Origin of the sequence: Methyloversatilis thermotolerans (assembly GCF_000372885.1) — a bacterium.
Classification (GTDB): Bacteria; Pseudomonadota; Gammaproteobacteria; order Burkholderiales; family Rhodocyclaceae; genus Methyloversatilis; species Methyloversatilis thermotolerans.
Window position 1 is genome coordinate 382,790 of the sequence record NZ_KB889967.1, and the last position, 23,990, is coordinate 406,779.

The 23,990-nt window shown below is 71.4% G+C and carries 6 protein-coding genes; all 6 read right to left on the minus strand.

Annotation, left to right across the window (positions count from 1 at the left end):
* The 6 genes from A3Q7_RS19200 to A3Q7_RS0101580 are packed head-to-tail and all read right to left on the minus strand — an operon-like array spanning position 1 to position 23,986.
* Positions 1-7,752, minus strand: a complete 7,752-nt coding sequence (locus A3Q7_RS19200; RefSeq protein WP_018410093.1) for a non-ribosomal peptide synthetase — start codon at positions 7,750-7,752, stop codon at positions 1-3.
* Complete coding sequence (locus tag A3Q7_RS0101560; protein WP_018410094.1) at positions 7,749-15,104, minus strand: non-ribosomal peptide synthetase; 7,356 nt, start codon at positions 15,102-15,104, stop codon at positions 7,749-7,751. The genes A3Q7_RS19200 and A3Q7_RS0101560 overlap by 4 nt, the downstream gene beginning before the upstream one ends.
* Complete coding sequence (locus A3Q7_RS19205; protein ID WP_018410095.1) at positions 15,101-19,627, minus strand: type I polyketide synthase; 4,527 nt, start codon at positions 19,625-19,627, stop codon at positions 15,101-15,103. Before A3Q7_RS19205 ends, A3Q7_RS0101560 begins: the two co-directional genes overlap by 4 nt.
* Complete coding sequence (locus tag A3Q7_RS0101570; protein ID WP_018410096.1) at positions 19,624-22,905, minus strand: non-ribosomal peptide synthetase; 3,282 nt, start codon at positions 22,903-22,905, stop codon at positions 19,624-19,626. Before A3Q7_RS0101570 ends, A3Q7_RS19205 begins: the two co-directional genes overlap by 4 nt.
* Positions 22,902-23,474 carry a hypothetical protein gene (locus tag A3Q7_RS20880; RefSeq protein ID WP_018410097.1) on the minus strand — a complete coding sequence of 191 codons (573 nt, stop codon included), beginning with the start codon at positions 23,472-23,474 and terminating at the stop codon, positions 22,902-22,904. The genes A3Q7_RS0101570 and A3Q7_RS20880 overlap by 4 nt, the downstream gene beginning before the upstream one ends.
* The gene (locus A3Q7_RS0101580) at positions 23,474-23,986 is read right to left on the minus strand and encodes a hypothetical protein (RefSeq protein ID WP_026224366.1); all 513 of its coding nucleotides are present in this window, start codon (positions 23,984-23,986) and stop codon (positions 23,474-23,476) included. Before A3Q7_RS0101580 ends, A3Q7_RS20880 begins: the two co-directional genes overlap by 1 nt.
* Between the last annotated feature and the right edge of the window lie 4 nt (positions 23,987-23,990).

Here is a 23,990-nt window from a genome sequence, read left to right on the forward strand (position 1 = left end):
TTATAGCGTGTCGAGCAGTGCATCCAGTTCGGCGGCGTCGAGCTGCATCAGCGGCACGTCCTGCGGCAGCAGGCCACCGTCGCTGCGACCGGACAGGCAGTGCGCGAGCAGATCGCGCAGGCGGGCCAGCGTGGCGTCGGCCAGGCGCCGCACCGTGTCCTCGCGGTGGAGGGCGCTGCCGTAGCTCCAGTGCATGTGCAACCGGCCGCGCGCGACCAGGGCATTGACGTCGAACAGCACGTCGCGTGCATCGTCCGGATGGCGCGCGCGGCCGGTGCTTTCCGGTGCGGGCGAGAAGGGTGCATCGTCGGCGAACAGCGCATCGGTCTGACCGAGGTAGTTCAGCCGCACTTCCGGTCGCGCCTGCAGCGTCGCATCGTCGCCGGGCGCGCGCAGCACGCCGTGACCGATGCCGCCATCCGGCACCGCGGCCAGCGCGGCGCGCACCGAGCGGATGGCCGCGTTGTCGTCGCCGTCGACGCGCGTCAGGCGCAGCGGATGGAAGGCGGTGAACCAGCCCATCGTGCGGGTGAGGTCCGGTGCGTCGTCCGCATCGGCAACGGTGCGGCCGTGGCCTTCCAGCATGCACTGCAGCGCGTCCTGACCGGTCCACGCGCATAGCGTGTCGCGCAGCGCGGTCAGCAGCAGTTCGTCGATGCGCGCGCGGTGCACGCGCGGCAGATCATGCAGCAGGCCTTGCGTGGCATCGGCGTCGAGCGCCACGCTGACGGTGGCGGCACTGCGCATCGTGTTGTCGTCCGATGCGTGATCGCGCGGCAGCGGCAGCGTGGCCTGCGACTGTGCCTGCCAGTAGGCGCGCTGCTGTTCGAAGCGCGGCAGCCGTGCCGCCAGCCAGCCGGTCCAGTCGGCGAGCGAGGCGGTGCGCGGTGGCAGCGCGGGCGGCTGGCCGCGCTTGAGCGCGACGTACAGCGTCTGCAGGTCCTGCAGCAGGATGCGCCAGGACACGCCGTCGATCAGCAGATGGTGGCAGGCGATTAACAGGCGATGCACCGGGCCGTGTGGCGTGTCGAGATCGAACAGCACGACCTTGCACAGCGGTGCGCGCGCCAGATCGAAGCTCGCGTGCGCGGCCTCGGCGTGGCGCGCGATGCAGGCTGCCGCGTCGTCGCAGCGCTGCCGTATCACGGTGAGCGGAATCGCCGCCACGTCCGCAGTAGCGCTGGCCGCCACGTAGCCTAACACCTGCCGCCAGCGGCCGTCGCCGGCGCGCTCGAAACGCGCGCGCAGCACGTCGTGCGCGTCCTGCAGATGCGCGAGCGCCTGCGCGAGCAGGCCTTCGTCCAGCGCCTCGCGCGAGGCCAGCAGCAGGCTCTGGTTCCAGTGCGCCGGATGTTCCAGCGCGAGATCGAAGAAATGGCGCTGCGCCGGTGTCAGCGCGACCTCGCCATGCAGCGGCGCGCGTGCCGGCTGCGCGCGCTGTGCGCTGCGTCGGCAATGCGCCGCCAGCGCGGCCACGCTGCCGTGCAGGAACACGTCGCGCGGCGCCATTGCGAAGCCTGCCTCGCGCGCGCGCGCCACCGCCTGTATCGCCAAAATGGAATCGCCGCCGGCCTGGAAGAAGTTGTCGTCGGCGCGCAGATCCGGCCGTCCCAGCACGCCGCGCCAGATGCCGAGCAGCACGGCGCGGTCGTCGTTGGCGTCCGGGGTGTCGTCGCTCGCTGCCGGCTCGAACACCGGCAGCGGCAGCGCCGCGCGGTCGATCTTGCCATTGGGCAGACGCGGCAGCGCCGGCAGCGTGACGAAGGCCGACGGCAGCATGAAGTCGGGCAGACGGCTGCGCAGATGGCTGCGCAGCGCCGCACTGGCCGCCTGGTCGTCGTCGCGCTCCACCCAGGCGATCAGGCGACGGTGGCCGGCGTCGTCGCCGCGCACCGCCACCACCGCCTGCCGCACGCCGGGAGCAGTGAGCAGCGCGGCTTCGACGTCGCCGGTTTCGATCCGGAAGCCGCGCACCTTCACCTGGTGATCCAGCCGGCCGAGGAAATCCAGCGTGCCGTCGGCGCGCAGCCGCACGCGGTCGCCGCTGCGATAGAGCAGCGTGTCGCGGTCATCCACGCCATCGGCCAGCGGATTGGGCAGGAAGCGTTCGGCCGTGAGGTCGGGCCGCGCCCAGTAGCCGCGCGCCACGCCTTCGCCCGCTAGATACAGTTCGCCGCACATGCCGGGCGCGACCGGACGCAGATGTTCGTCCAGCACATGAGCGCGGCTGTTGGCGATCGGCCGGCCTATCGGCACCTGAAGCATGCCGGGTGCGAGGTCGGCGAAGGTGGAGTAGGTCGTGTCTTCCGACGGGCCGTAGCCATTCACCATGCGGCGCACTGGCGTTTGCGCGAACACCGCGTCGACCAGGGCGGGTGGCACCGGCTCGCCGGCCACCACCAGCGTGTTCACCGAGGCGGGCAGCGGTCCCAGGCGCAGCAGTTCGGCGGCGGCCGTGGGCACGGTGTTGATCAGCGTCACCCGCTCGCGCGCGTCCAGTTCGGGCAGTTGCAGCACGTCGCGCGCCAGCACCACGGCGCCGCCGCACGCCAGCGGCACGAAGATTTCGAACACGGACAGATCGAAGCAGATCGACGTTGACGCCAGCACGCCGCGCAGGCTGTCGGCATCGAAGCATTGGCGCGCCCAGGCGATCAGCGCCACCGCCTGCCGGTGTTCGATGGTGACCCCCTTGGGCTGGCCGGTGGAGCCCGAGGTGTAGATGATGTAGGCCACGTCCTCTGGCCGGCATATCACCTGTGGCGCGTCCTCGCGCCGCGCGGCCGGCAATCCGGTCTCGATGCGCAGGCAGTTCGCCGGCAGCGGCGGCAGTTCGACCCCGGCGCTGCACAGTACGGCGGCCGGTTGCGCGTTGTCGACGATGGCGGCGAGACGGGCGGCCGGATAGGCCGGATCCAGCGGCACATAGGCGGCACCGGTCTTCAGCACCGCCAGCAGGGCCACCACCAGCGCGGCATCGCGCTGCATGCACAGGCCGACGCGGTCGCCCGGACGGATGCCTGCGGCGATCAGCGCGTGCGCCAGCGCATTGGCGTGGCCATGCAGCGCGGCGTGATCGAGCGCGACATCGCCGGCCCACAGCGCCGGCGCGTGCGGCGTGTCGCCGGCCTGGCGTTCCAGGCACCGGTGCAGGCTCAGGCGGCGATCATGGTCGAGCGCGGTGGCGAGCCCGCTACGCGTCAGCGCCTGCGTCGCTGGCGACCGCAGCGAAAGGGCGGACAGCGGCGGCCGCGCATCGTCGGCGATCTGCTGCGCCAGCCAGCCGAACAGTGCCGCCATCTGTTCCACCGTGTCGCGGCGGAACAGGTCACCGCGGAAGTCGATGCGCGCGTCGAGGCCATGCGCGGCATCGGCCAGCGTGAGCTGCAGGTCGAACTTGCTGTGTCCGCCCTCCAGCGGCAGCGGCTCGATGAACGCACCGTCGGGGGCCGCCGGCAGCGGCTGCGCCGGCTGCCACTGGAACAGGACCTGGAACAGCGGCGCGTGCGCGAAGCTGCGCGGCAGCGCCAGAGCGTCGATTACCGCATCCAGTTCCGCCTCCGCGTGCGCGAAGGCGTCCAGTGCCACGCCGCGCACACGCGCCAGCAGCGACGGGAAGTCGTCGATGCCGGACAGGTCGGTGCGCAGAGCGACCGTATTGGCGAACAGGCCGGGTATCGCATCCAGGTCGGGATGCGGACGATGGCCGACCGGCGTGCCGACGACGATGTCTTGCGCGCCGCTGTACAGCGCCAGCAGGTGGTCGAACAGCGCCAGCCAGGCCATGAAGGGCGTGGCCTGCGCGTCGCGTGCCAGCGCAGCGAAGGCATCGCGCACCTCAGCCGGCAGCGCGAAGCGCACCGATGCGCCGGTGCTCGACTGCACGGCCGGGCGCGGGAAATCGGTCGGCAGTTCGAGCAGGCGCGGCGCGCCAGCGAGCTGACCGCGCCACCACTCGACCTGCGGGGCGGTGTCGCGCGCGCGCTGCCAGGCGGCGTAGTCGGCGTACTGCAAGGGCGGTGGCGTCAGCACATCGCCGCCGTACAGCGCGATCAGTTCGCGCAGCAGCAGGCCCATGGACCAGGCATCGGCCAGGATGTGATGCACCACCAGCATGAGCACATGCTCGCCTTCGCCGGTGCTCAGCAGCAGCGCACGCCACAGCGGTGGCTGCGCAAGATCGAAGGGCTGGCGCGCACAACGTTCCAGTTCGGCGCGCGCGGCCGCCTCGCGCTCGCCGGCCGGCAGCGCGGCGAGGTCGCGCTGCTCGAGGCGTGGCGACAGTCCGTCGGCGACGGTCACCGTGGGCTGGCCGTCGTGCGCCGGGTAGGCGCTGCGCAGCAAGGTGTGTCGCGCGCACAGCGCATCCAGCGCCTGCTGCAGGCGCTGCGCGCTGACTGCGCCGCGCACGCGCAGCGCGGCGGGTATGTTGTAGAAGGGACTGTCCGGTTCCAGTTGCGCCAGCACCCACTGGCGTTGCTGGGCGGAGGACAGCGGCAGCGGCCGGCTGCGGTCGGCCGGCGCGATGCGGATCCGCTCCGGCCCGGTGCCGGCAGCGGGCGTGGGCGCACTCAGCAGCGCGGCGAAACCGGCCAGCGTCGGACGCTCGAACAGCGCGCGCAGCGACACCCGCGCCTCGCTTTCCGGAAAGTCCTTGTGCACGCGGGCAATCATGCGCGCGGCGAGCAGTGAGTGACCGCCCAGTTCGAAGAAGTCGTCGTTCGCACTGTGCAGCGGCTGCGGCAGCAGCGCACTCCACAAGGCGGCCAGCCGGCATTCGATATCGCCCTGCGGCGGTCGGCCGGCCGCGCGGTGCGGCTGTGCATCGGGGGCTGGCAGCGCCTTGCGGTCCACCTTGCCGTTGGCATTGAGCGGGAAAGCGTCGAGCATGACCAGTGCCGACGGCAGCATGTAGGCGGGCAGACGGCGCGCGAGGTGCTCGCGCAGCGCCACCGTCAGCGCTTCGCGGTCGCCCGCCGGGTCGTGCGGGCGCAGCCACAGCACCAGCCGGGGCTCCTGGCCGGATGCTGCGTGCAGGCCGGCCAGCGCCTGCGCCACACCGTCGTGCGCGAGCGCGGCCGCTTCGATGTCACCCGGTTCGATGCGGAAACCGCGCAGCTTGATCTGGTGGTCGAGCCGGCCGAGGAATTCGAAACTGTCGTCGGCGAAACTGTCGTCGGCGCGCCGTCGCACCCGGTCGCCGGTGCGGCAGGCGCGCTGCGTGCGGCCGTTCGGGTCGGTCCACGCGATATAGCGTTGCGCATCGAGGTCGGGTCGTCCGGCATAGCCCGGGCTCAGCCCCATGCCGCCGATCAGCAGTTCGCCGGCAACGCCCGGCGGCACGGGCCGGCCGGCCTCATCGACCACTGCCAGCCAGGTATTGTCCAGCGGCCCGCCCACCGGCACGGTCGTGCCACCGCCCGCGATGCGCGCGCGCGTCACCGGCAGCGCGGCCGACCAGATGGTGGTTTCGGTCGGACCGTACATATTCCACAGCGCGGCGCCGCCCGCGATCAGGCGCGCGGCCAGCGCGACCGGCAGGGCCTCGCCGCCGCACAGCAGCGTGAGGCCGTCGTGCGCCTGCCATCCTGTGTCGAGCAGCAGTTGCCAACCCGCCGGCGTGGCCTGCACATGGGTGACCGCGTGTTCGCGGATGAGGGTGGCGATGCGCGCGCCATCGCCCACCGCGTCGTCGTCGGCGACGAGCAGCCGCGCCCCCAGCGTGAGCGGCAGCAGCAGTTCCAGCAGCGCGATGTCGAAGCTCACCGTGGTGAGCGCGAGCAGGGTGTCGCTCGCCGTCATCCCGGGCGTGTGCGCCACCGCCTGCAGCAGATTGGCCAGCGCGGCGCGCGTGATCGCCACGCCCTTGGGCGCACCCGTGCTGCCGCTGGTGTAGATCTGGTAGGCGACAGCGTCGTCCGCTGGCGCGGCCTCGGGCCACGCTGCGTCGGCCACCGCATCCGCGTGCAGCAGCGGGCAGCCCAGCTCTGGCGCCGGCCGCCGGCCGTCGGTCAGGGCGAGCACGCAGCCGGCGTCCTGCACCATGGCGTGCAGCCGGGAGAGCGGCTGGCGCGGATCCAACGGCACCCATACCGCACCGCTCTTGATGCAGGCGAGCAGCGCCACCGGCAGCAGAACGCCGCGCGGCAGGCACAGCGCGACGCGCATGCCCGGCGCGACACCGCGCGCGCGCAGCGCGGCAGCCAGTGCGTCGGCGCGGCGATGCAGCATGCGGTAATCCAGTCGCTCGCCGCCACATTCGACCGCGGTGCGGTCCGGATGGGCGGCGCGTACGCGCTCGAACAGCGCGGCCAGCCCGCCGGCCGGCAGCGCGCGCAGCGGGCCGTGCAGCGGGCGTGCGTCGCGCGTGTCGGGTGCGCACAGCGGGATGTCCTTTACCCGCAGCGACGGCTGCGCCACCACCGCGCGCAGCAGCGTCTGCAACTGCTCGCCGAAGCGGCGCACGGTGACCGGTTCGAACAGTTCGCGGCTGTATTCGATGAAGCCCTGCATCGCACCCTGGCCCGCGTCCACCACGTCAAGCGTGAGGTCGAAGCGCGTGCTTGCGACATCGGCATCGACCGCACCCAGTTTCAGGCCGGGCAGTTCGATGTCGCGCGGCGCACCCGCGTGCAGCACGCACATGATCTGGAACAGCGGGTGGCGGTCCAGCCGGCGCTCGACGCGCAGGCTGTCCACCAGTTGTTCGAAGGGCAGCGACTGGTGCGCGAAGGCGGCCAGCACGGTGTCGCGCGTGCGCGCGATCAGCAGGTCGAAAGGGGTGTCGCCGTCGAGCCGGGCGCGCAGCACCAGATTGTTCACGAACAGGCCGATCAGCTCGCGCGTTTCCGGCCGCTCGCGATTCGACGCGGTGGTGCCGACCAGGAAATCGTCCTGCCCGGTATGGCGGTACAGCAGCGCATCGAGTGCGGCCAGCAGCACCGCATAGACGGTGGCGCTATGGCGGCGCGCGCACTGGCGCACCGCGTCGGCCAGCGCATCGTCCAGCGTCCATGCGATGCGGCCGCCGGCCGAACCGATCACCGCCGGGCGCGGCCGGTCGGTGGGCAGCGCGAGCGGTGGCGGCGGGTCGGCCAGCGTGCGCAGCCAGAAATCCAGCTCGGTCTTGTGCCGGTCGGCGCGCGACTGCTGCCAGACGGCGTAATCGACATAGCGGATGGGCAGCGGCGGCAATGTGGTGTCCGGCGCGCCGTACAGCAGCGCGATGTCCTTCAGCAGCAGGCGCAGCGAATCGTAGTCGGCGACGATGTGATGCAGGCACAGCAGCAGAACATGTCGCTCTGGCGCCAGGCGCAGCAGTTGCGCGCGTACCGGCGCGTCCTGCGCCAGATCGAAGGGCGCGGCCGACAGCGCCCGCAGTGCGGGCGCGATGTCCCCCTCGTGCGCGAGGTCGCGCAGCGCGAGTTCGAGCCGCAGTTGCGGCCGGATGTCCTGCCAGGGCTCGCCGTCCTCGTCCGGAAAGCGGGCACGCAGTGCATCGTGGCGTGCGATCACCGCATTCAGCGCCCGGGTCAGCGCCGCGACATCGAGCGCGCCGTCGAGCTTCAGCGCGGCCGGGATGTGATAGGCGGTGCTGTCCGGCTGCAGGCGCGCCATGAACCACAGCCGGCGCTGTGCCGGGCTGAGCGGCCAGCGCCGCTGCGCCTGTTCGCGCTCGGCCAGCATGCGCGCCAGCAGCGCGCGCTTCTGTTCCGGCGTCAGTCCGGTCAGGGAACCCGCGGCGTCGGTCATGCCGGCCTGTCCTGTGCCGCCATCATGTCGGCCAGCAGGGCATCGACCGCGTCGTCGCTCAGTCCGTCGAGCGCGGACAGTTCGTCGGCCCGCTCGATGCGTTCGTCGTCGCGGCCCTCATGCGCCGGCGCGGCGGCCTGCAGTCCGGCGATCAGCGCCGCCTGGGTGGCCGGGGTGAGCGCGCCGAGCATGCGCGCCAGCGTCAGGTCGACCGCGTAGCGCTCGCGCAGTCGCGCCATCAGTTGCATGGCGATCAGGGAATGGCCGCCCAGCGCGAAGAAGTCGTCATCCACGCTGACGCGGTCGACCGCCAGCAGTTCCTGCCACAGCGCGACGATGCCCGCTTCGAGTTCGCTGCGCGGCGCGACATGTTGCCGCGCGCCGCCGGTGCCGGGTTCGGGCAGGGCCTTGCGGTCGACCTTGCCATTGGCGCTCAGCGGCAGTGCCGCCATGAGCTGGATGCGCGCCGGCACCATGTAGGCGGGCAAGCGCTCGCGCAGCCAGCCGGTCAATGCCTGGTCCAGCGTGGCACTGCCTGCGGCCGGGCGGTCGAGAGCCTGCCAGCGCGCATGCCAGTCAGTGTCCACCGCGCCACCCAGCAGGCCGTACAGCGGCAGGTGGTCGTCATCCAGGTCGAGCAGTGCCGCGACATCGGGCAGACCGCGACCGGCCACCGGCGTCAGACCCAGATCGGCCAGCGATGCCTCTTCCATCAGCAGTTGCGCGATGTGGCCGGCCTCGATCAGCGCGAGATCGCGCGCGCGTTCGCCATAGAGCGGTTCGATGGCCGAGCGGCGCGCGATCAGGAACAGGCCGAAGGCGCTGCCTTCGTGCACAGCGCGGTTCGGGCCGTAGTGCGCGGCATCCGACGCCGGTGCCGCCACCGGCAGCAGCCGGTGTTCGCCCGGGTGATAGACATACCAGCCGGCGGCCAGACCTTCGATGCGATCCGCTTTCACTTCCAGCCAGGCCTGCACCGGGTAGGTCGTGCCGGCCGACGGATAGCGCAGCTTGGGCAGCGGCGCACCGGTGACCGTGTGCGCGCGCAGCGCCGACAGCCAGCGGCCGAAATCGGCGAAGGCGATGCGCCGCGCGCTGAAGCGCCGGTGGCTCTGCCGGCATATCGCGGCGGCCGCATCGTCGCCGCCCGCCAGCGCGATGCCGGCGTCGCCGGTGGACGCCGGCCAGCCGCGGTGCTGCTGCTTGAAGTCGAGGCGGTCCAGCGGCGAATGCAGGTTCTCGCCGTCCGCCGTGCCGTCGCCGGCAGACGGCAGTGCCGGCACGATGTAGGCGGTGAGCGACGGCGGTCGGCCATGCACTGCGACCGCTGCCGCGGCGATGGACGGATGCTGCTGCAGCACCGATTCGATCTCGCCCAGTTCGACGCGGTAGCCGTTGAGCTTGACCTGGTGGTCCTCGCGGCCGAGGAATTCCAGCGTGCCGTCGGCACGGTACAGGCCCATGTCGCCGGTGTCGTAAAGCAGCGAGGCGCCGCGACGCAGCACGTCGTCGGCATCGTCCGGCAGGCCGGCCAGCGACAGCGGCAGCGGATTGGGCACGAAGCGCTGCGCGCTCAGTTCCGGCCGGCGCCAGTAACCGCGCGCCACGCCGATGCCGCCTATCCACAGCCGGCCGGGCACACCGGGCGGCCGCGGCTGCATGCGCTCGTCCAGCACATACCATTGCTGGTTGGCGAGTGGCCGGCCGTACGGAATGCTGCGCCAGTCGGGGTCGACGTCGCCGATCGGATGGTCGATGGACCAGATCGATGCTTCGGTCGCGCCGCCCATCGAAACCAGCCGCGCCTGCGGGAAATGGCTGCGCAGCGCCGCCGGCAGTGCCAGCGGTATCCAGTCGCCGCTCATCATGACCAGGCGCAGCGTCGCGTCGCCGATGTCGGGGTCGGCCGCATCGGCCAGCAACTGCGCCAGTGCCGGTACCGAATTCCAGATGGTGACGCGTTCGCGGCGCAACTGCTCGCGCCAGCGATGCGGCTGCTGCAGGCTGTCCGCCGCCGGCAGCACCAGCGCGGCGCCGGCCGCCAGCGTGCCGAAGATGTCCCACACCGACAGGTCGAAATTCAGCGCCGACAGGCCGAACACGCGATCGTCCGGTCCCACCGCGTGGCGCGCGTTGATGTCGAGCACGGTATTCACCGCGCCGCGGTGGTCGATCATGACGCCCTTGGGCATGCCGGTCGAACCCGAGGTGTAGATGACATAGGCGAGCGCGCCATCCTCACCGCCCGCGATGTCCTCGTCGGCCAGGCGCACGCCTGTCGGGTGGGCCGCGACGGCGAGGCGGACCACAGCGCCGGTCGAGGACTCGCCGCTCCACTCCAGCGTGCAGCCTTCGGCCACCAGCAGCACGCGCGCGCCGGTGTCGGCGACAAGTTCGTCGCGGCGCGCGCGCGGCAGGCCGGTGTCTATCGGCACATAGGCGCCGCCTGCCGCCAGCACGGCCAGTACCGCCACCACCTGCTGCCAGCCCTTGGCGATGGATACCGCCACCAGATCCTGTGCGCTCACGCCCTGCTCGTGCAGGCGGGCCGCCAGTGCACGCACCTCGTCCGCGAGATCGCCGTAGCTCAGCGTGCGCGTCGGCGTGACGACGGCTGCGCGGTCGGCGTGACGACGGGCGGCGTCGAAGAACAGCGTGTGCAGCCGCGTGCGGCCATCCGGACGCAGCGCGCTCGGCACCGTGTTGAAGGCGGGCAGCCAGTCGCCGGCCGAAACATCCGCCGCCTGCGTGGTCCATGCCGCGTCGTCGCTGGCCAGCGCCTGCAGCCGTGCCGCGTGGCGCGCCACCAGATGGTCCAGCATGGCGGGCGGGAACAGTGCGTCGATGGTGTCCCAGTTCACCTGCAGCGCGCCATCGACTTCCGACACCTGGTGATCGAGATAGACCTGCGAAGTCTGGCTCACGGCATGCACCACTTCGGCCTGCCAGCGCGCATCGCCGCTCGGGCGGGCGCTCTGGCCCAGCGTGCTGGTGAATACCACCGGCATCAGCGCCCCGCCGCCGCGGCCGAGCTTGCGTGCCAGTTCGCGCTGTACCTGTACGCCGCTCACCGAACGGTGCTCCAGGTCGGCCCACAGTTGCGCCTGCAGCGCGTGGGCGCGTGCAGCGAAAGGCATGCCGGGGCGCGGCGCCACCTGCAGCAGCAGCGAAGCGGTGAAGTCGCCGACCAGACGCTTCACGTCGGCGTGCAGCGCGGGCCGGTTGAACAGCGTGAGGTTGAGCGTGAACGCCGGCTGTCGTGCAAGTTCGGCCAGCGCGTCGGCAAATGCCGCGAGCACCGTGGTGGACGGCGTCAGGCCGTGGCGGCGCGCCTGTGCCTGCAGCGCCGACCATGCTGTCGCCGGAAGCCGGCTGCCGCGGCGCGTGAAGCGCGGTGTGCGCACTTGCGAGGGCGCCATGGTGAGCGGCAGTTCGGGTGCCGGCGGCAGTGTGTCCAGCCGGTCCCGCCAGTACTGTTCGGCGCGCGCATGCACTGCCGTCTGCCGCTGCGCCTGTTCCGCCAGCATCACGTCGCGGAAGGCGAGTGCAAGCGGTTCGGGTGTGAGTCCGAGCAGGCCCTGCGCCAGTTCGCGTCCGAGCAACTGGAAGCTCCATGCGTCGCCGATCAGCACGTCGAAGCTGACATGGAAGCGCACCCTGTCATCCGGCAACAGCGAGGCGTCGATCTGGAACAGCGGCCAGCGGCGCGGATCGAACATCTGGTGCGACAGCCGTTCGCGCGTGGCGGCCAGCGCTTCGCGGCGCGTCCCCGACTCGAGTGCGCGCAGGTCGTGTCGGGCGACGGTCACCGCCGGCACCTCCGGCAGCACCCGCTGCTGCGTGGTGTCGACCACGATCATGCGCAGCATGTCGTGCCGCTCGACCAGCGCATTCAGCACGCGCTCGACCGCGGCCACGTCCACGCCGCTCACTTCGATTTCGCGGTAGCCGTGGGTGGCGACATTGCCCAGTTCGAAGGCGGCGTTGCGGCCGATCAGATAGGCCTGCTGGATGTCGGTCAGCGGGAAGGGCTCGAAGCGGCGTGCCGGATCCGGCTGCAAGGCGCTGCGCGCGCCGCCGTGCAGCGCATCCGGCGCGTGTTCGTTCAGCCAGTCGGCGAGGCCGGCCACCGTGGGCGATGCGAACAATGCGCGCAGCGGCACGCTGCGGCCCAGCGCGCGCTCGCAGCGCACCACCAGTTCCATCGCCAGCAGCGAATGGCCGCCCAGTTCGAAAAAGCTGTCGCTCACGCCGACCGGCCGGCCCAGGACGTCCTGCCACAGCGCGGCCAGCGTCGCCTCCAGCGGGCTGCGCGGCGCCAGCGCAACCGGCGCGTGATCCACCGCGTCGACCGTCGGCAGCGCGTGCCGGTTCACCTTGCCATTGGGCAGGCGCGGCAATGCGCTCATGATCAGGAATTGCGTCGGCACCATCCAGTGCGGCAGGCGTTGCGCCAGATGGTCGCGCAAGGCAGCCACCGGTGCGTCGGTTTCGACGTGTGCGACGAGCTGCAGATCGCCCGCCACGCGCTGTGCGCTCACCACCACGTCGCGCACTGCGGGATGGCGGCGCAGCGCGTCGTCGACTTCCCCGGTTTCGATGCGATAGCCGCGTATCTTGACCTGGTCGTCGCGCCGGCCGAGGAATTCGAGCTGGCCGTCGGCGCGCAGACGCACGCGGTCGCCGGTGCGGTAGACGCGCGCTGACGGCGCACCGTCGGCGACGAAGGGATTGGGCACGAAGCTGGCCGCGGTCAGTTCCGGCCGGCCGAGATAGCCGCGCGCCAGTCCCGCACCGCCGAGCAGCAATTCGCCCGGCACGCCGGGCGGCACCGGCTGGTTCATGCCATCGACCACATAGGCCTGGGTGTTGTCGATCGGCCGGCCTATCGGCACGCGCACCATGGGCGGCAGCGGCCGCGTCAGGTCCACGCTGGTCCAGGTGGAATAGGTGGTGTCTTCCGACGGGCCGTACAGATTGCAGGCACGCCGCACATGACCGAGGTCGCGCAGCCGCTCCAGCAGCGCCGGTGGCAGCGGCTCGCCCGCCAGATTCACCACGCGCACGCTGTCGGGAATGCCGCCGGTGTTGAGCACCCGGTTCAGCACGCTGGGCACGGTGTTCACCAGCGTGATGCCGCAGCCGCGGTCGAGGCCGGCCAGTGCGAGCGCGTTGTCGACCAGGATGACGCGCCCGCCGCAGCACAGCGGCAGGAAAAGTTCGAACACCGACAGATCGAAACAGATCGACGTGGCGGCCAGCGTGCCGGCCAGTTCGTCCGCGGTGAAGGCGGACAGCCCCCACTGCAGCATGGCCACCGCGCTGCGATGCTCGATCGCCACACCCTTGGGCCGGCCGGTCGAGCCCGAGGTGTAGATGACGTAGGCGAGGTCGCCGGCGGCGGCGTCAGGCAAGGCCGTGGTCGTGGCGGGGGCCGGTGCGTCGTCCACCGCGATGCACGCCACGCCGTCGACCGACAGCGGCAGCGTGGCCTGTGCCTGCGCATCCACCAGCAGCAGATCGAGGCCGGCGTCGGCGGCGATCAGCGCCAGCCGCTCGGCCGGGTAGTCGGGGTCCAGCGGCACATAGCAGGCGCCGGACTTGAGCACCGCCAGCAATGCCACCAGCAGGCGCGGCGTGCGCGGCATGCACACGCCCACCGGCTGGTCGGTGCGCGCGCCGAGCGCACGCAGCCGCGCCGCCAGCGCATCGGCGCGCGCATCCAGTTCGCGGTAGCTCAGCGCGCCGCTGCCATCGGCCGCGCTGACCGCGATGGCATCCGGCGTGCGCGCGACCTGGGCCGCGATCAGCGCATGCATGGACGCGATTGGCGCATGGTCGCGCGCGCTGTCGTTGAGCGCGATCAGCAGCGCGCGCCGCTCGTCGGCGTCGATCAGCGGCAGTTCGCGTATCGGCGCATCCGGCGCGGCCACGATGGCGGCCAGCAGATTGCCGAAGTGGCGTGCCATGCGGGCGATGGTGCTGGCGTCGAACAGCGCGCGGCTGTATTCGATCTGGCCGCAGATGCCCTCCGGCGTGTCCTGCAGGTTCATGCGCAGCAGGTACTTTGTGCGCTCATCCGGCGGCGTTTCGCGGCTCAGCGTGAGGCCGTCCAGCGTCACCGGCTTCACATTGGCGAGCTGCAGGTCGAACTTGGCCTGGAACAGCGGCATGAGCTGGTCGGCGCGGCGCTCGGGATTGAGCAGTTCGACCAGCTTTTCGAACGGCATCGCCTGATGCGCCAGCGCGTCGAGCACGGTCTGGCGCACGCGTGCCAGCAATTCGCCGAAGCGCGGATTGCCCGACAGGTCGTTGCGCAGCACCAGGGTATTCACCAGCAGGCCGATCATGTCGGCGGTTTCCGGCCGCTCGCGGTTGGCGATGTCGCTGCCCACCACGATGTCCTCGCTGTCGGCATAGCGCGCGAGCAGGATGTTGAAGGCCGCGAGCAGCAGCGCGAACAGCGTGGTCTGCCGGTGCTGCGCGAGTGCGCGCAGCGCATCCGACAGCCCGGCCGGCAGCGCCAGTGCGTGCCAGGCGCCGGCATCGTCGGCGATGCGCGGCTGCGGGCGGTCGTACGGCAGGTCGAGCAGTGGCAGCGCCTTGCCCGACTCATTGTCAGACCCGGCGCCGAGCTGGCGCATCCAGTAGTCGGACAGCTTCTGCAGTTCGGCGCCATCCAGCGTATCGCGCTGCCATGCGGCCCAGTCGGCGTACTGGATGGCGAGTGGCGCGAGCGGCGACGGCTCCTTGCGGCAGGCGGCGCGGTACAGCGTGGCCAGTTCGCGCAGGAAGACGCCGACCGACCAGCGGTCGCACACGATGTGATGGGTGGCGAGCACCAGCAGGTGGCGCGTGGCGGCTACCTTGATCAGCGCGCAGCGCAGCGGCACGCGGGCAAGATCGAAAGGCGGCCGGGTGAGGGCGGCCACGCGCGCGCGCGCCGCGGCTTCCGCGTCGGCGGCGCCGGACAGGTCTTGCAGCGGCAGCAGGTCATCCGGAACGGCGTCGACCATCTGTTGCGGCTGCCCCTGCGCGTCGCCGACGAAGCGGGTGCGCAGCACTTCATGCCGCTCCACCAGTGCATGCAGGCTGCGCTGCATCGCGGCCGCATCCAGCGTGCCATCCAGTGCCAGCACAGTGGACACGTTGTAGGCGGTGCTGTCCGGATCGAGCTGCTGCACGAACCACAGCCGGTGCTGGGCGAAGGACAGCGGCGACGGACTGCCCGGCGGGCGCGGCGCGATGCGCTCGGGCAGGGCGGACAGAAAGCCCTGTTCGGCCAGACGCCGCTCGAGCAGCGCGCGCTTGTCGGGTGAGAGCCGGGCCAGTTGTTCGAAGAAGGTACTCATGCGTCGGAAGCCGGTGGAATCTGTTGCGCGCGTGCCGTCGCGTCCCGATCTGATGCCAGGGCCTGCGCCACTTCGTCGCCGGACAGCGCGTCGATTTCGGCCAGCAGCGCCGCCATGCGGTCCAGTTCCTGCGCATCCGGCAACTGCGCCTGCACCAGCGCCGCGATGCCGGCCACGGTGGGCGTGCCATCGAGCAGTTCGCGCAGCTCGAGCTGCACCGGGAAGGACTGGCGCAGCCGGCCTATGGCCTGGATGGCGAGCAGGGAGTGGCCGCCGAGGTCGAAGAAGCTGTCGTGGATGCCGACGCGGTCCAGCCGCAGCAATTCCTGCCACAGCGTGGCAATCGTGCGTTCGACCTCGTTGCGCGGTGCCTCATACGCCGTTGTGAGCGCCGGGCGCGCATAGGCAGCGGCGCCCGCCGGCGTCTGCTGCGCGGCGCGTCCTTCGCTGTGCAGCCAGTGCAGACGGCGCGCCTGCAGATCGCCGCGCGAAGCGGCATAGACGCCCGGTTCGGCCACTGCCAGCAGACCGGTGGTGAGGGTCCAGATGTCGTCGTCGTCCAGCGCGTGTTCCTGCAGGCTGGCGGCGCGTCCGCCTTCCTGCGACGGCGCGTGATCGTGGCTGCGCGCGGCGTCCCACTGGATGGCGTACCAGGCGGTGCGTCCGTTGCCGGCGCAGCGACGCAGCACCTCGGCATCCAGCATGTGATTGGCCGCGGCATAGGGCGCGAGACCGATGCCGCCGAGTACCGCCGACAGCGAGGACTGCACGCACACCCAGGCGGGTACGTGCGTCTGCGCGGCGGCGGCCACCGCAGTCAGCAGTTCGAGACGGCTGCGCCGGTTGTAGGCCAGGTGATCCGGCTGCATCAGCGCCAGCGGCGCGGCTGACTGTTCGTGCGTGGTGGGCAGGCTCACGAACACACCGGCCAGCGCCTGCGCCGAAGCCGCGCTTTCAAAGGCGGCGGCAATGCTGTCCGGTCGGGCGATGTCGGCGTCCAGCACGGTCACGTCGGCACCGAGCGCGCGGCATTCGTCCACCAGTGCCTGCGGCACGGCCGCGCCGGGCAGGCTGGCCGATACCAGCACCACCTGGCCGCATTCGCGCGCCAGCCGGCGTGCCCACACCGCGCCCAGACCGCGCGCGAAGTCGCCGATCACGACATGGCGTCCTCGCTTGCGCACACCGCGATTCAGACCGGCGGGCAGCGCCGGCAGATCGAGTGCCGCGTAATCCAGCCGCCAGGTGATGCCGTCGCGCAGCGCGAGCAGCGGCGGCGCGTCGTCGGTGCGCAGCAGGGCCCACAGCGCCTCGGCGGTGTGCCGCTGCGCATCGTCGATATCGATCAGCCGGGCACCGATCTGCGGGTACTCCTGCGGGATGACCTGGGTCATGGCCTGCAGCGCCGCCTGTTCGGCATCGACGTCGGCGCGCCCGGTCGGTGCGCAGCCACGACGGGTGAGCACGGTCAGCCGCATCGGTGTGGCGGCTTCCGACCAGGCCTGTGCCAGCGCTCTCAGCCGCGCCATGTGTACATCGGCCGCGCTGCCGTCCAGCGCGGCACAATCGACGATGACGGCGGGCGGCATGCCGCGCGCATCGAGTGCGGCGCGCAGCGCGCTGTGATCGTCCGGCTGCGCCGGCCGCAAGGCGAAGGCGCGGTAGTCGAGCTGCGAGTAGGTTTCGCCCGCCTGCGCGATGAATACATTGAAGCCGGCGGTTTCGATCTGCCGTGCCAGCGCTTCGGCCAGACCGCCGCCATCGGCGATGAGCAGCCAGGTCTGCTGCGTGGCCACCGGCGGCAGCGGCGCCAGCCGCGCGATGCGGGTCCAGGCCGGCAGCCATGCGCGCGCCGCATCGTGTCCACTGACGGCGGCCGCAGCCTGCAAGGTCGCCGCATCCGGTGCATCGACGTGGTAGCGCTGGCGCTCGAAGGGGTAGCCCGGCAGCGATACGCGCAGTCGCCGGCCGCGATGCAGCGCGCGCCAGTCCATGCTCACGCCGGCCTGCCACAGTGCGCCCTGCGCCTGCAGCAGCGCATGCGGTGCCGGCAGGCGCGGCGGCAGGCTGGCGACGGCGGCGATGCCGTTCTGGCGTGCCAGCACGGCGAGTGTGTCGCCGGGGCCGATTTCCAGCGCGTACGGCGCGGGCAGCGCGGCGGCCCGGGTCAGGCAGTCGGCAAAGCGCACGCGGCCCAGCATGTGCTGCGCCCAGTAATCGGGGTCGGTCGCCTGTTCCGCGCTCAGCCAGTCGCCGCTCAGATTCGACAGCATGCGCATCTGCGGCGCACGCAGCGTCATGTCGCGCAGGATGCCTGCCAGTGCTTCGGCCGCGGCGCGCATGCCGGGCGCGTGGAAGGCGTGCGAGGTGCGCAGCCGCTGGCAGGCGATGCCGGCCGCCTGCGCATGCAGTTCGCAGCGCGCCATCGACGCTTCCGGTCCGGCCAGCACGCAAGTGCCCGGCGCATTCACCGCGGCGACCGCGCTGTCGTCATCCAGCCAGTCGGACACCGCGTCGGCGTCGGCCATCACCGCCAGCATGACGCCGGGCGCCATGTCCTGCATGGCCTGGGCGCGCAGCGCAATCAGATCCAGCGCCGGTTCGAGTTCGAAGATGCCGGCGATGCAGGCGGCCACGTACTCGCCCAGGCTGTGGCCAAGCAGGGCATCCGGCTTGACGCCGCGCGACAGCCACTGTTGTGCCAGCGCGTATTCGAAGGCGAACAGCGCGGGCTGGGTGCAGCGCGTCTGGTCGAGCAGGGCGGCGGACGACGCGTCTTCGCTGCACAGCAGACCGATCAGGCTGCAGCCCAGGCGGGCATCGAGGCGGGCGGCGCACCGGTCGAGCGCTGCGCGGAACACCGGTTCGTCGTCGTACAGCGCGCGTGCCATGCCGGCCTTCTGGCTGCCCTGGCCGGTGAACAGCCACAGCAGATGCGGGCGTTCGGCAGCGCCGGCCGGCTGCATCGCGCGCAGCGCTTCGATCGCCTGCGGTACATCGCTGGCGACGACGTAGCCGCGGCGAGCAAAGTCGCGCCGGCCCTGCTGCAGGGTCCACGCGACATCGGCCAGTGCCTGCTCCGGCCTGCGTTCCAGATGACGCGCCAGCGTGTCCGCCAGCGTGGCAAGCGCGGCATCGCTGCGCGCCGACAGCGGCAGCAGTTGCGCTCGCGCATCCGGCGTCGATGCACGCGCCGGCGGCTGTTCCAGCACGACATGCGCATTGCTGCCACCGATGCCGAAGGAACTGACGCCGGCGCGGCGCAGCGGCGCCGTCCATGCGTGCCGTTCGGCGGCCACGCGGAACGGCGTGCGCGCGAAATCGATGTGCGGATTGGGCGTGCGGAAATGCAGCGAAGCGGGGATGAGGCCGTCGCGCACCGCGCACGCGGCCTTGATCAGACCGGCCACGCCGGCCGCCGCGTCGAGATGGCCGATATTGGTCTTGACCGAGCCGATCAGGCAGGACCCGGCCGGCAGCGAGCCCTGCTTGCCGAAGGCACGCGTGAGCGCCGCGATCTCTATCGGATCGCCGATCGCGGTGCCGGTGCCATGCGCTTCGACATAGCCGATGCTGTCCGCGGATACGCCGGCGGCCGCCAGTGCCGAGGCGATCACTTCGGCCTGGGCATCCACGCCGGGCGCGGTGAAGCTCACCTTGCCGGCGCCGTCGTTGTTGATGGCCGATCCCTTGATCACGGCGACGATGCGGTCGCCGTCGCGCAGCGCGTCATCCAGCCGCCTGAGTACCACCAGCGCCACGCCATTGCCCGGCACGGTGCCGGCGGCCTCGGCATCGAAGGCGCGGCAATGGCCGTCCGGCGCGTGGATGCCACCTTGCTGCACGCGGTAGCCGAGCTGGCGCGACAGCGCAACGCCGCCCGCCAGCGCCATGTCGCATTCGCCGGCGAGCAGGCTCTGGCAGGCCAGATGCACGGCGACCAGCGAGGTCGAGCAGGCCGTCTGCACCGCGACGCTGGGACCGGTGAGAGCGAGCTTGTACGACACGCGCGTGGTCAGGAAATCCTTGTCATTGGACAGGAACAGTTCGTACGGGCTGACCGCGCCGCGCAACTGCGCATTGCCATAGACATTGAACAGATAGCCATTCATGCCGGCACCGCCGAACACGCCGACCCGTGCGCCGCCCTGCGCCGCATCGTGGCCGGCGTCTTCCAGCGCGTGCCACGCGCATTCCAGGAACAGGCGCTGCTGCGGATCGAGAATTTCCGCCTCGCGCGGGCTGTAGCCGAAGAAGCCCGCATCGAACAGGTCGCTGCCGGCGATCGGCGCGCCGACGCGCTTCCAGGACGGGTCATTCAGCGTCGCTGCATCCAGGCCCTGGCTCCGCAAGGCGTCGGCATCCAGTTCGACGATGGATTCAACGCCATCGATCAGATTGCGCCAGTACTCATCGACCGTGGCCGCGCCGGGGAAACGCCCGGCCATGCCTATCAGTGCGATATCCAGGCTGCCTTCGGCGCTCGCGTCGCCGGGGTGGCTGTCCAGCGTGTCGTTCATCATCCATTCACCTGCGTACCTGCCGCCTGCTGCATGCGGCGGCGGGCCAGTCTTTGTCGTCCGGTCAGTCGTGCGTCGTCGCTTCCCGCCGGGTCGGCCTGCGCTGCGGACGCGGTGCGCTGCGCGTCCACATGGCGGGCGAGTGCGGCCACGGTGGGCAGGCGGAACAGGTCCACCAGCGGCAGCTCCAGGCCCAGTTCGGTCTTCAGCCGGCCCTGCACGCTCAGTGCCAGCAGCGAATGACCGCCGGCGTCGAAGAAGTTGTCGTGCACGCCGACGTCGTCGCGCCCGAGCACGCTGCGCCACAGCGCGAGCAACTGGCGTTCGGTGTCTCCGCGCGCGTCCTGCTGCGCTGCGGCCGGGCTGGCCTGCATCGACTGCAAGGCACGGCGGTCGGTCTTGCCGCTGGTGGTCTGTGGCAGCGCCGGCAGCGCCTGCAGTCGCGACGGCACCATCCACGGCGGAAGCTGTTCCGCGAGGTCGGCGCGCAGCGCCGCCTCGCTCGCGAGTCCGGTGTGGAAGGCGACCAGCCGGGCGTCGTCGCCTTCGCCCTGAAGTACCACCGCGGCGTCGTCCACCCCCGGCAGCAGGCGCAGCCGCGCCTCGATCTCATCCAGTTCGATGCGGTAGCCGCGCAGCTTCACCTGCCGGTCGTCGCGTCCCAGGCAGTCGAGCAGGCCGTCGCTGCGCAGCCGCACCCGGTCGCCGGTGCGGTACACACGCGGCGAGATGGTGAGGCTGTCGGGACGCGGCGAGGGCGGTGCGAGCGGCGCGGGCACGAAGCGTTCGGCGGTCAGCGCCGGGCGGCGATGGTAGCCGGGACTGACCCCCAGTCCGCCGATCAGCAGTTCGCCGGCTTCGCCCGGCGGTACCGGCCGCCCCTGCGCATCGACCACATGCAGGCTGGTATTGGCCAGCGCCTGGCCTATCGGTGCCTGCGTGCCGGTCAACAGATCCGGCGTCATCCTGAGCGCCGCCGACCAGATGGTGGTTTCGGTCGGACCATACACATTCCACAGTGCATCGACGCGTGCCAGAAGGTCGCGTGCCAGCGCGCTGTCCAGCGCCTCGCCGCCGCACAGCGCGGTCAGTCCGCGCCGGCCGCGCCAGCCGGCGGCCAGCAGCAGTCTCCAGCCGGCCGGCGTGGCCTGCATATGGGTGAGCGCCTCGCGCTCGAGCAGTGCGCCCAGCCGGTGGCCGTCGCGCACCGTGTCCTCGTCGGCAACGAACACGCGGCCACCGCAGTACAGAGGCAGCAGCAGTTCCAGCATCGCGATGTCGAAGGACGGCGAGGTGACCGCCAGCCAGTGCGGGGCGGCGGTCAGCGACAGGCGTTCCTGCATGCCTTGCAGCAGATTGGCCAGATTGGTCTGACTGATGAGCACGCCCTTGGGCCGGCCGGTGCTGCCGCTGGTGTAGATGAGATAGGCGGCATCGTCGCCGTGGCTGGCTTCTCGGCTCACCGCCTGAACCGGTGCCACCGCGCCGGCATCGTCGATATCCACGCGCGCGCCGCGCCAGAACGGCAGCAGATCGGCGGTGGCCGCATGCTGCAGCACGGCGCGCGCGCCGCTGTCCTCGATCATGTCGCGCAGGCGGGCCGGCGGCATGGCCGGATCCAGCGGCAGCCAGGTGGCCCCGGCACGCATGACGGCGAGCAGGGCGAGCGGCAGTTCGCGCGTGCGCCGGCAGCAGATGGCCACCACGTCGCCACGGCCGATATCCAGCGCATGCAGCCTGCTCGCAAGCAGGCCGGCGCGCGCGTAAAGCGTGGCGTAATCGATGGCGCCCTGTGCGTCCTGCACGGCGATTGCAGCCGGCTGGGCAGCCGCCTGCAGTGCGATGCGCTGCCCGGCGCTCTGGGTAGGACGCCGGGCGGCGGTGAGGCTCAGGCCAGACTGCAGCGTCGCGGCGTCCGCGCAGGCGTCGAAACGGTGCAGCGCGGCTTCGGGCCGGGCGCAGAACTGCCGCAGCAGCGCGGCCAGGCGATCCAGCATGTCGCGCGCGGCCGGCATGTCCAGGCGCTGTGCATCGTGCAGCAGCTTCAGTTCGATCCGTTCGCCCGGCAGCGCGAACAGATTGAGCGGATGGTGGGTCTGTTCCACCACCTGCACATCGCACAGCGCCAGACCTTCCGCATCGGTGGCGCGGCTGCCGAGCGGGTAGTTCTCGATCACCACGATGCTGTCGTACAGCCCGCGGGTGTCGGGCAGATCGGCCTGCGCCAGATGCTCGTGCGCCTGTTGCGCGAGCAGGCGCGTCTGCAGCGACTGCAGCCAGTCGGCCAGAGGCTGGCGCGGATCGATGCGCAGCCGCATCGGCAGCGTGGTGATGTACAGGCCCACGGTCGCATCGGCGCCGGGCTGCGACATCGGTCGCCCGGAACGGGTCAGCCCGGATACGATGTCGTCGCGCCCGGTCAGCCGTGCGCGCAGCACCGCCCAGGCGCCCTGCAGCACGCAGCCGGTGGTGATGCGCAGCGAACGCGCCAGCGCGTGGATGGCATCGCTGTCGACGCCGGACAGTGTGAGCGCGGTGCAGGTGGATGCGCTCGCGCCGATGTCGGCCATGCCTTCGCGCGCGCGGTCGGGCAGCACATCCGCCAGTTCTGCGCGCCAGAAATCGAGTGCGGCGGCGCGGTCCTGTCGCGCCAGCCAGTCGATGTGGCTGCGGAAGCGCGGGGCCGGCGGCAGATCGGCCGCGCGGCCGGCACGCGCCGCCGCGTACAGCGCCTGCCAGTCGCGCAGCAGCAGCGGCAGCGACCAGCCGTCGAGCAGGATGTGGTGGTGAGTGCAGATGACGCGATGGACATCGTCGCCGAGCCGGAAGGCCTGCACCCGCATCAGCGGTGCGGCGGACAGTCTGAAGCCGCGCCGACGATCAGCGTCCATCCATTCGCGCATGGCCGCATCGGCATCGGCCGCCGCCAGCGTGTCGACGCGCACCGGCAGGCGCACGTGCGCGCCCACCACCTGCAGCGGTGCCGCCAGCTTTTCCCAGGCGAAGGCGGTGCGCAACACGTCGTGACGGGCGGCGAGACCCTGCCAGGCGGCGTCGAAGGCCGCTTCATCAAGCGGGCCGCGCAGCGTGAAGGCGAGCTGTACCACATAGACGCCGCTGTCCGGCTGCAGCAGGCTGTGGAACAGCATGCCGCGCTGGGTCGCGGACAGCGGGTAGGCGTCGATGGCCCGGTTCTGCGGCCGCTGCGCGGGCGCTTCACCGGAGGACGCGGCCGCGCCGTGTCGCGGCGAGCCGGCAGTGTCGTGCGCGGGCAGCGTCATGAGGCGGTCCGTCCGGAAAAGGGGCAGACCGCATGGCGCTGCTGCGGGTCGATCAGCTTGAGCCGGCTGCGCAGCACTTTTTCCAGTATGCCGACCGCGCAGTCGCTGGAACGCAGGCTGCCGCTGTCCTCGCCGACGAAGCGGCGGCACACCTCGCGATGCGCGGTGATCATGGCGACGAAGGCCTGCACGAAATGTTCGTGGTCGTCGTCCAGCGCCGCCGGCAGATCGCCCAGGCGCGGACTCAGTTCCTGCCACAGCCGCATCAGCCGCGCGTGGTCCCAGGACATGAGACCGCTGAAATTGTCCGAGCGCACGCCGGGCGGCATCATGGACAGCCGGACCTCGTCGTTGTACTCCGACGGCGAAAAGCTGCCGGCCAGCTTCATCGCTGCGCCGGACGCGCGCAGCAGGGTGGCGGCGCTGCGCAGTTCGATGCGCGCGCTGTCCATGCAGCCGCGGGTGAGCGCGTCGCCGAAGCGCGCCAGGCTCAGCACCAGTCCCTGCACATCGATGAAGAAGGTCCAGTGGAAGCCCTGCCATATCGTGCGCGCGGCGCTCATGTCCATCAGTCGGCACCTTCCAGGTCGAGAGCCAGAACCCGCGCGATCAGCGCGACCTGACAGCGCAGGCCGTCCTTCTGCACCTGCATCGCCTCGCCATCCAGACCATCGGTGGATGCGCACAGCGCGATGAAGGCGCGGCTCATGACGAGCAGGCTGCGTACCAGGCACAGGCCGGGCGCGTCGCTGTCCACATGGCGCAATCCGAAATAACGGTCGTAGTCCTGCACTTCCTCCGGCGACAGCGGGGTGTCGGTGGCGCGCATGTCGAGCGGGCGCGTGCATTCGTCCGGCAGGCCTGCCAGGGCCAGCTCGATCAACGCGAGCGCGTCGGCTGGCGGTGCATCGAGCGCATGCAGCAGCCCGTTCAGGGCACGCCGCACCGGTGCCCGGTGCTCCGCAGCCAGCGGCAGATCGGATGCGAGCGCCCACGGCGACAGCAGGTCCAGCGTATGGACCTGCGTCTCGTCGTCCGCATGCGCGCGGGCGTGCAGGGTAGCCATCGGGAAGTCGGACATGGGC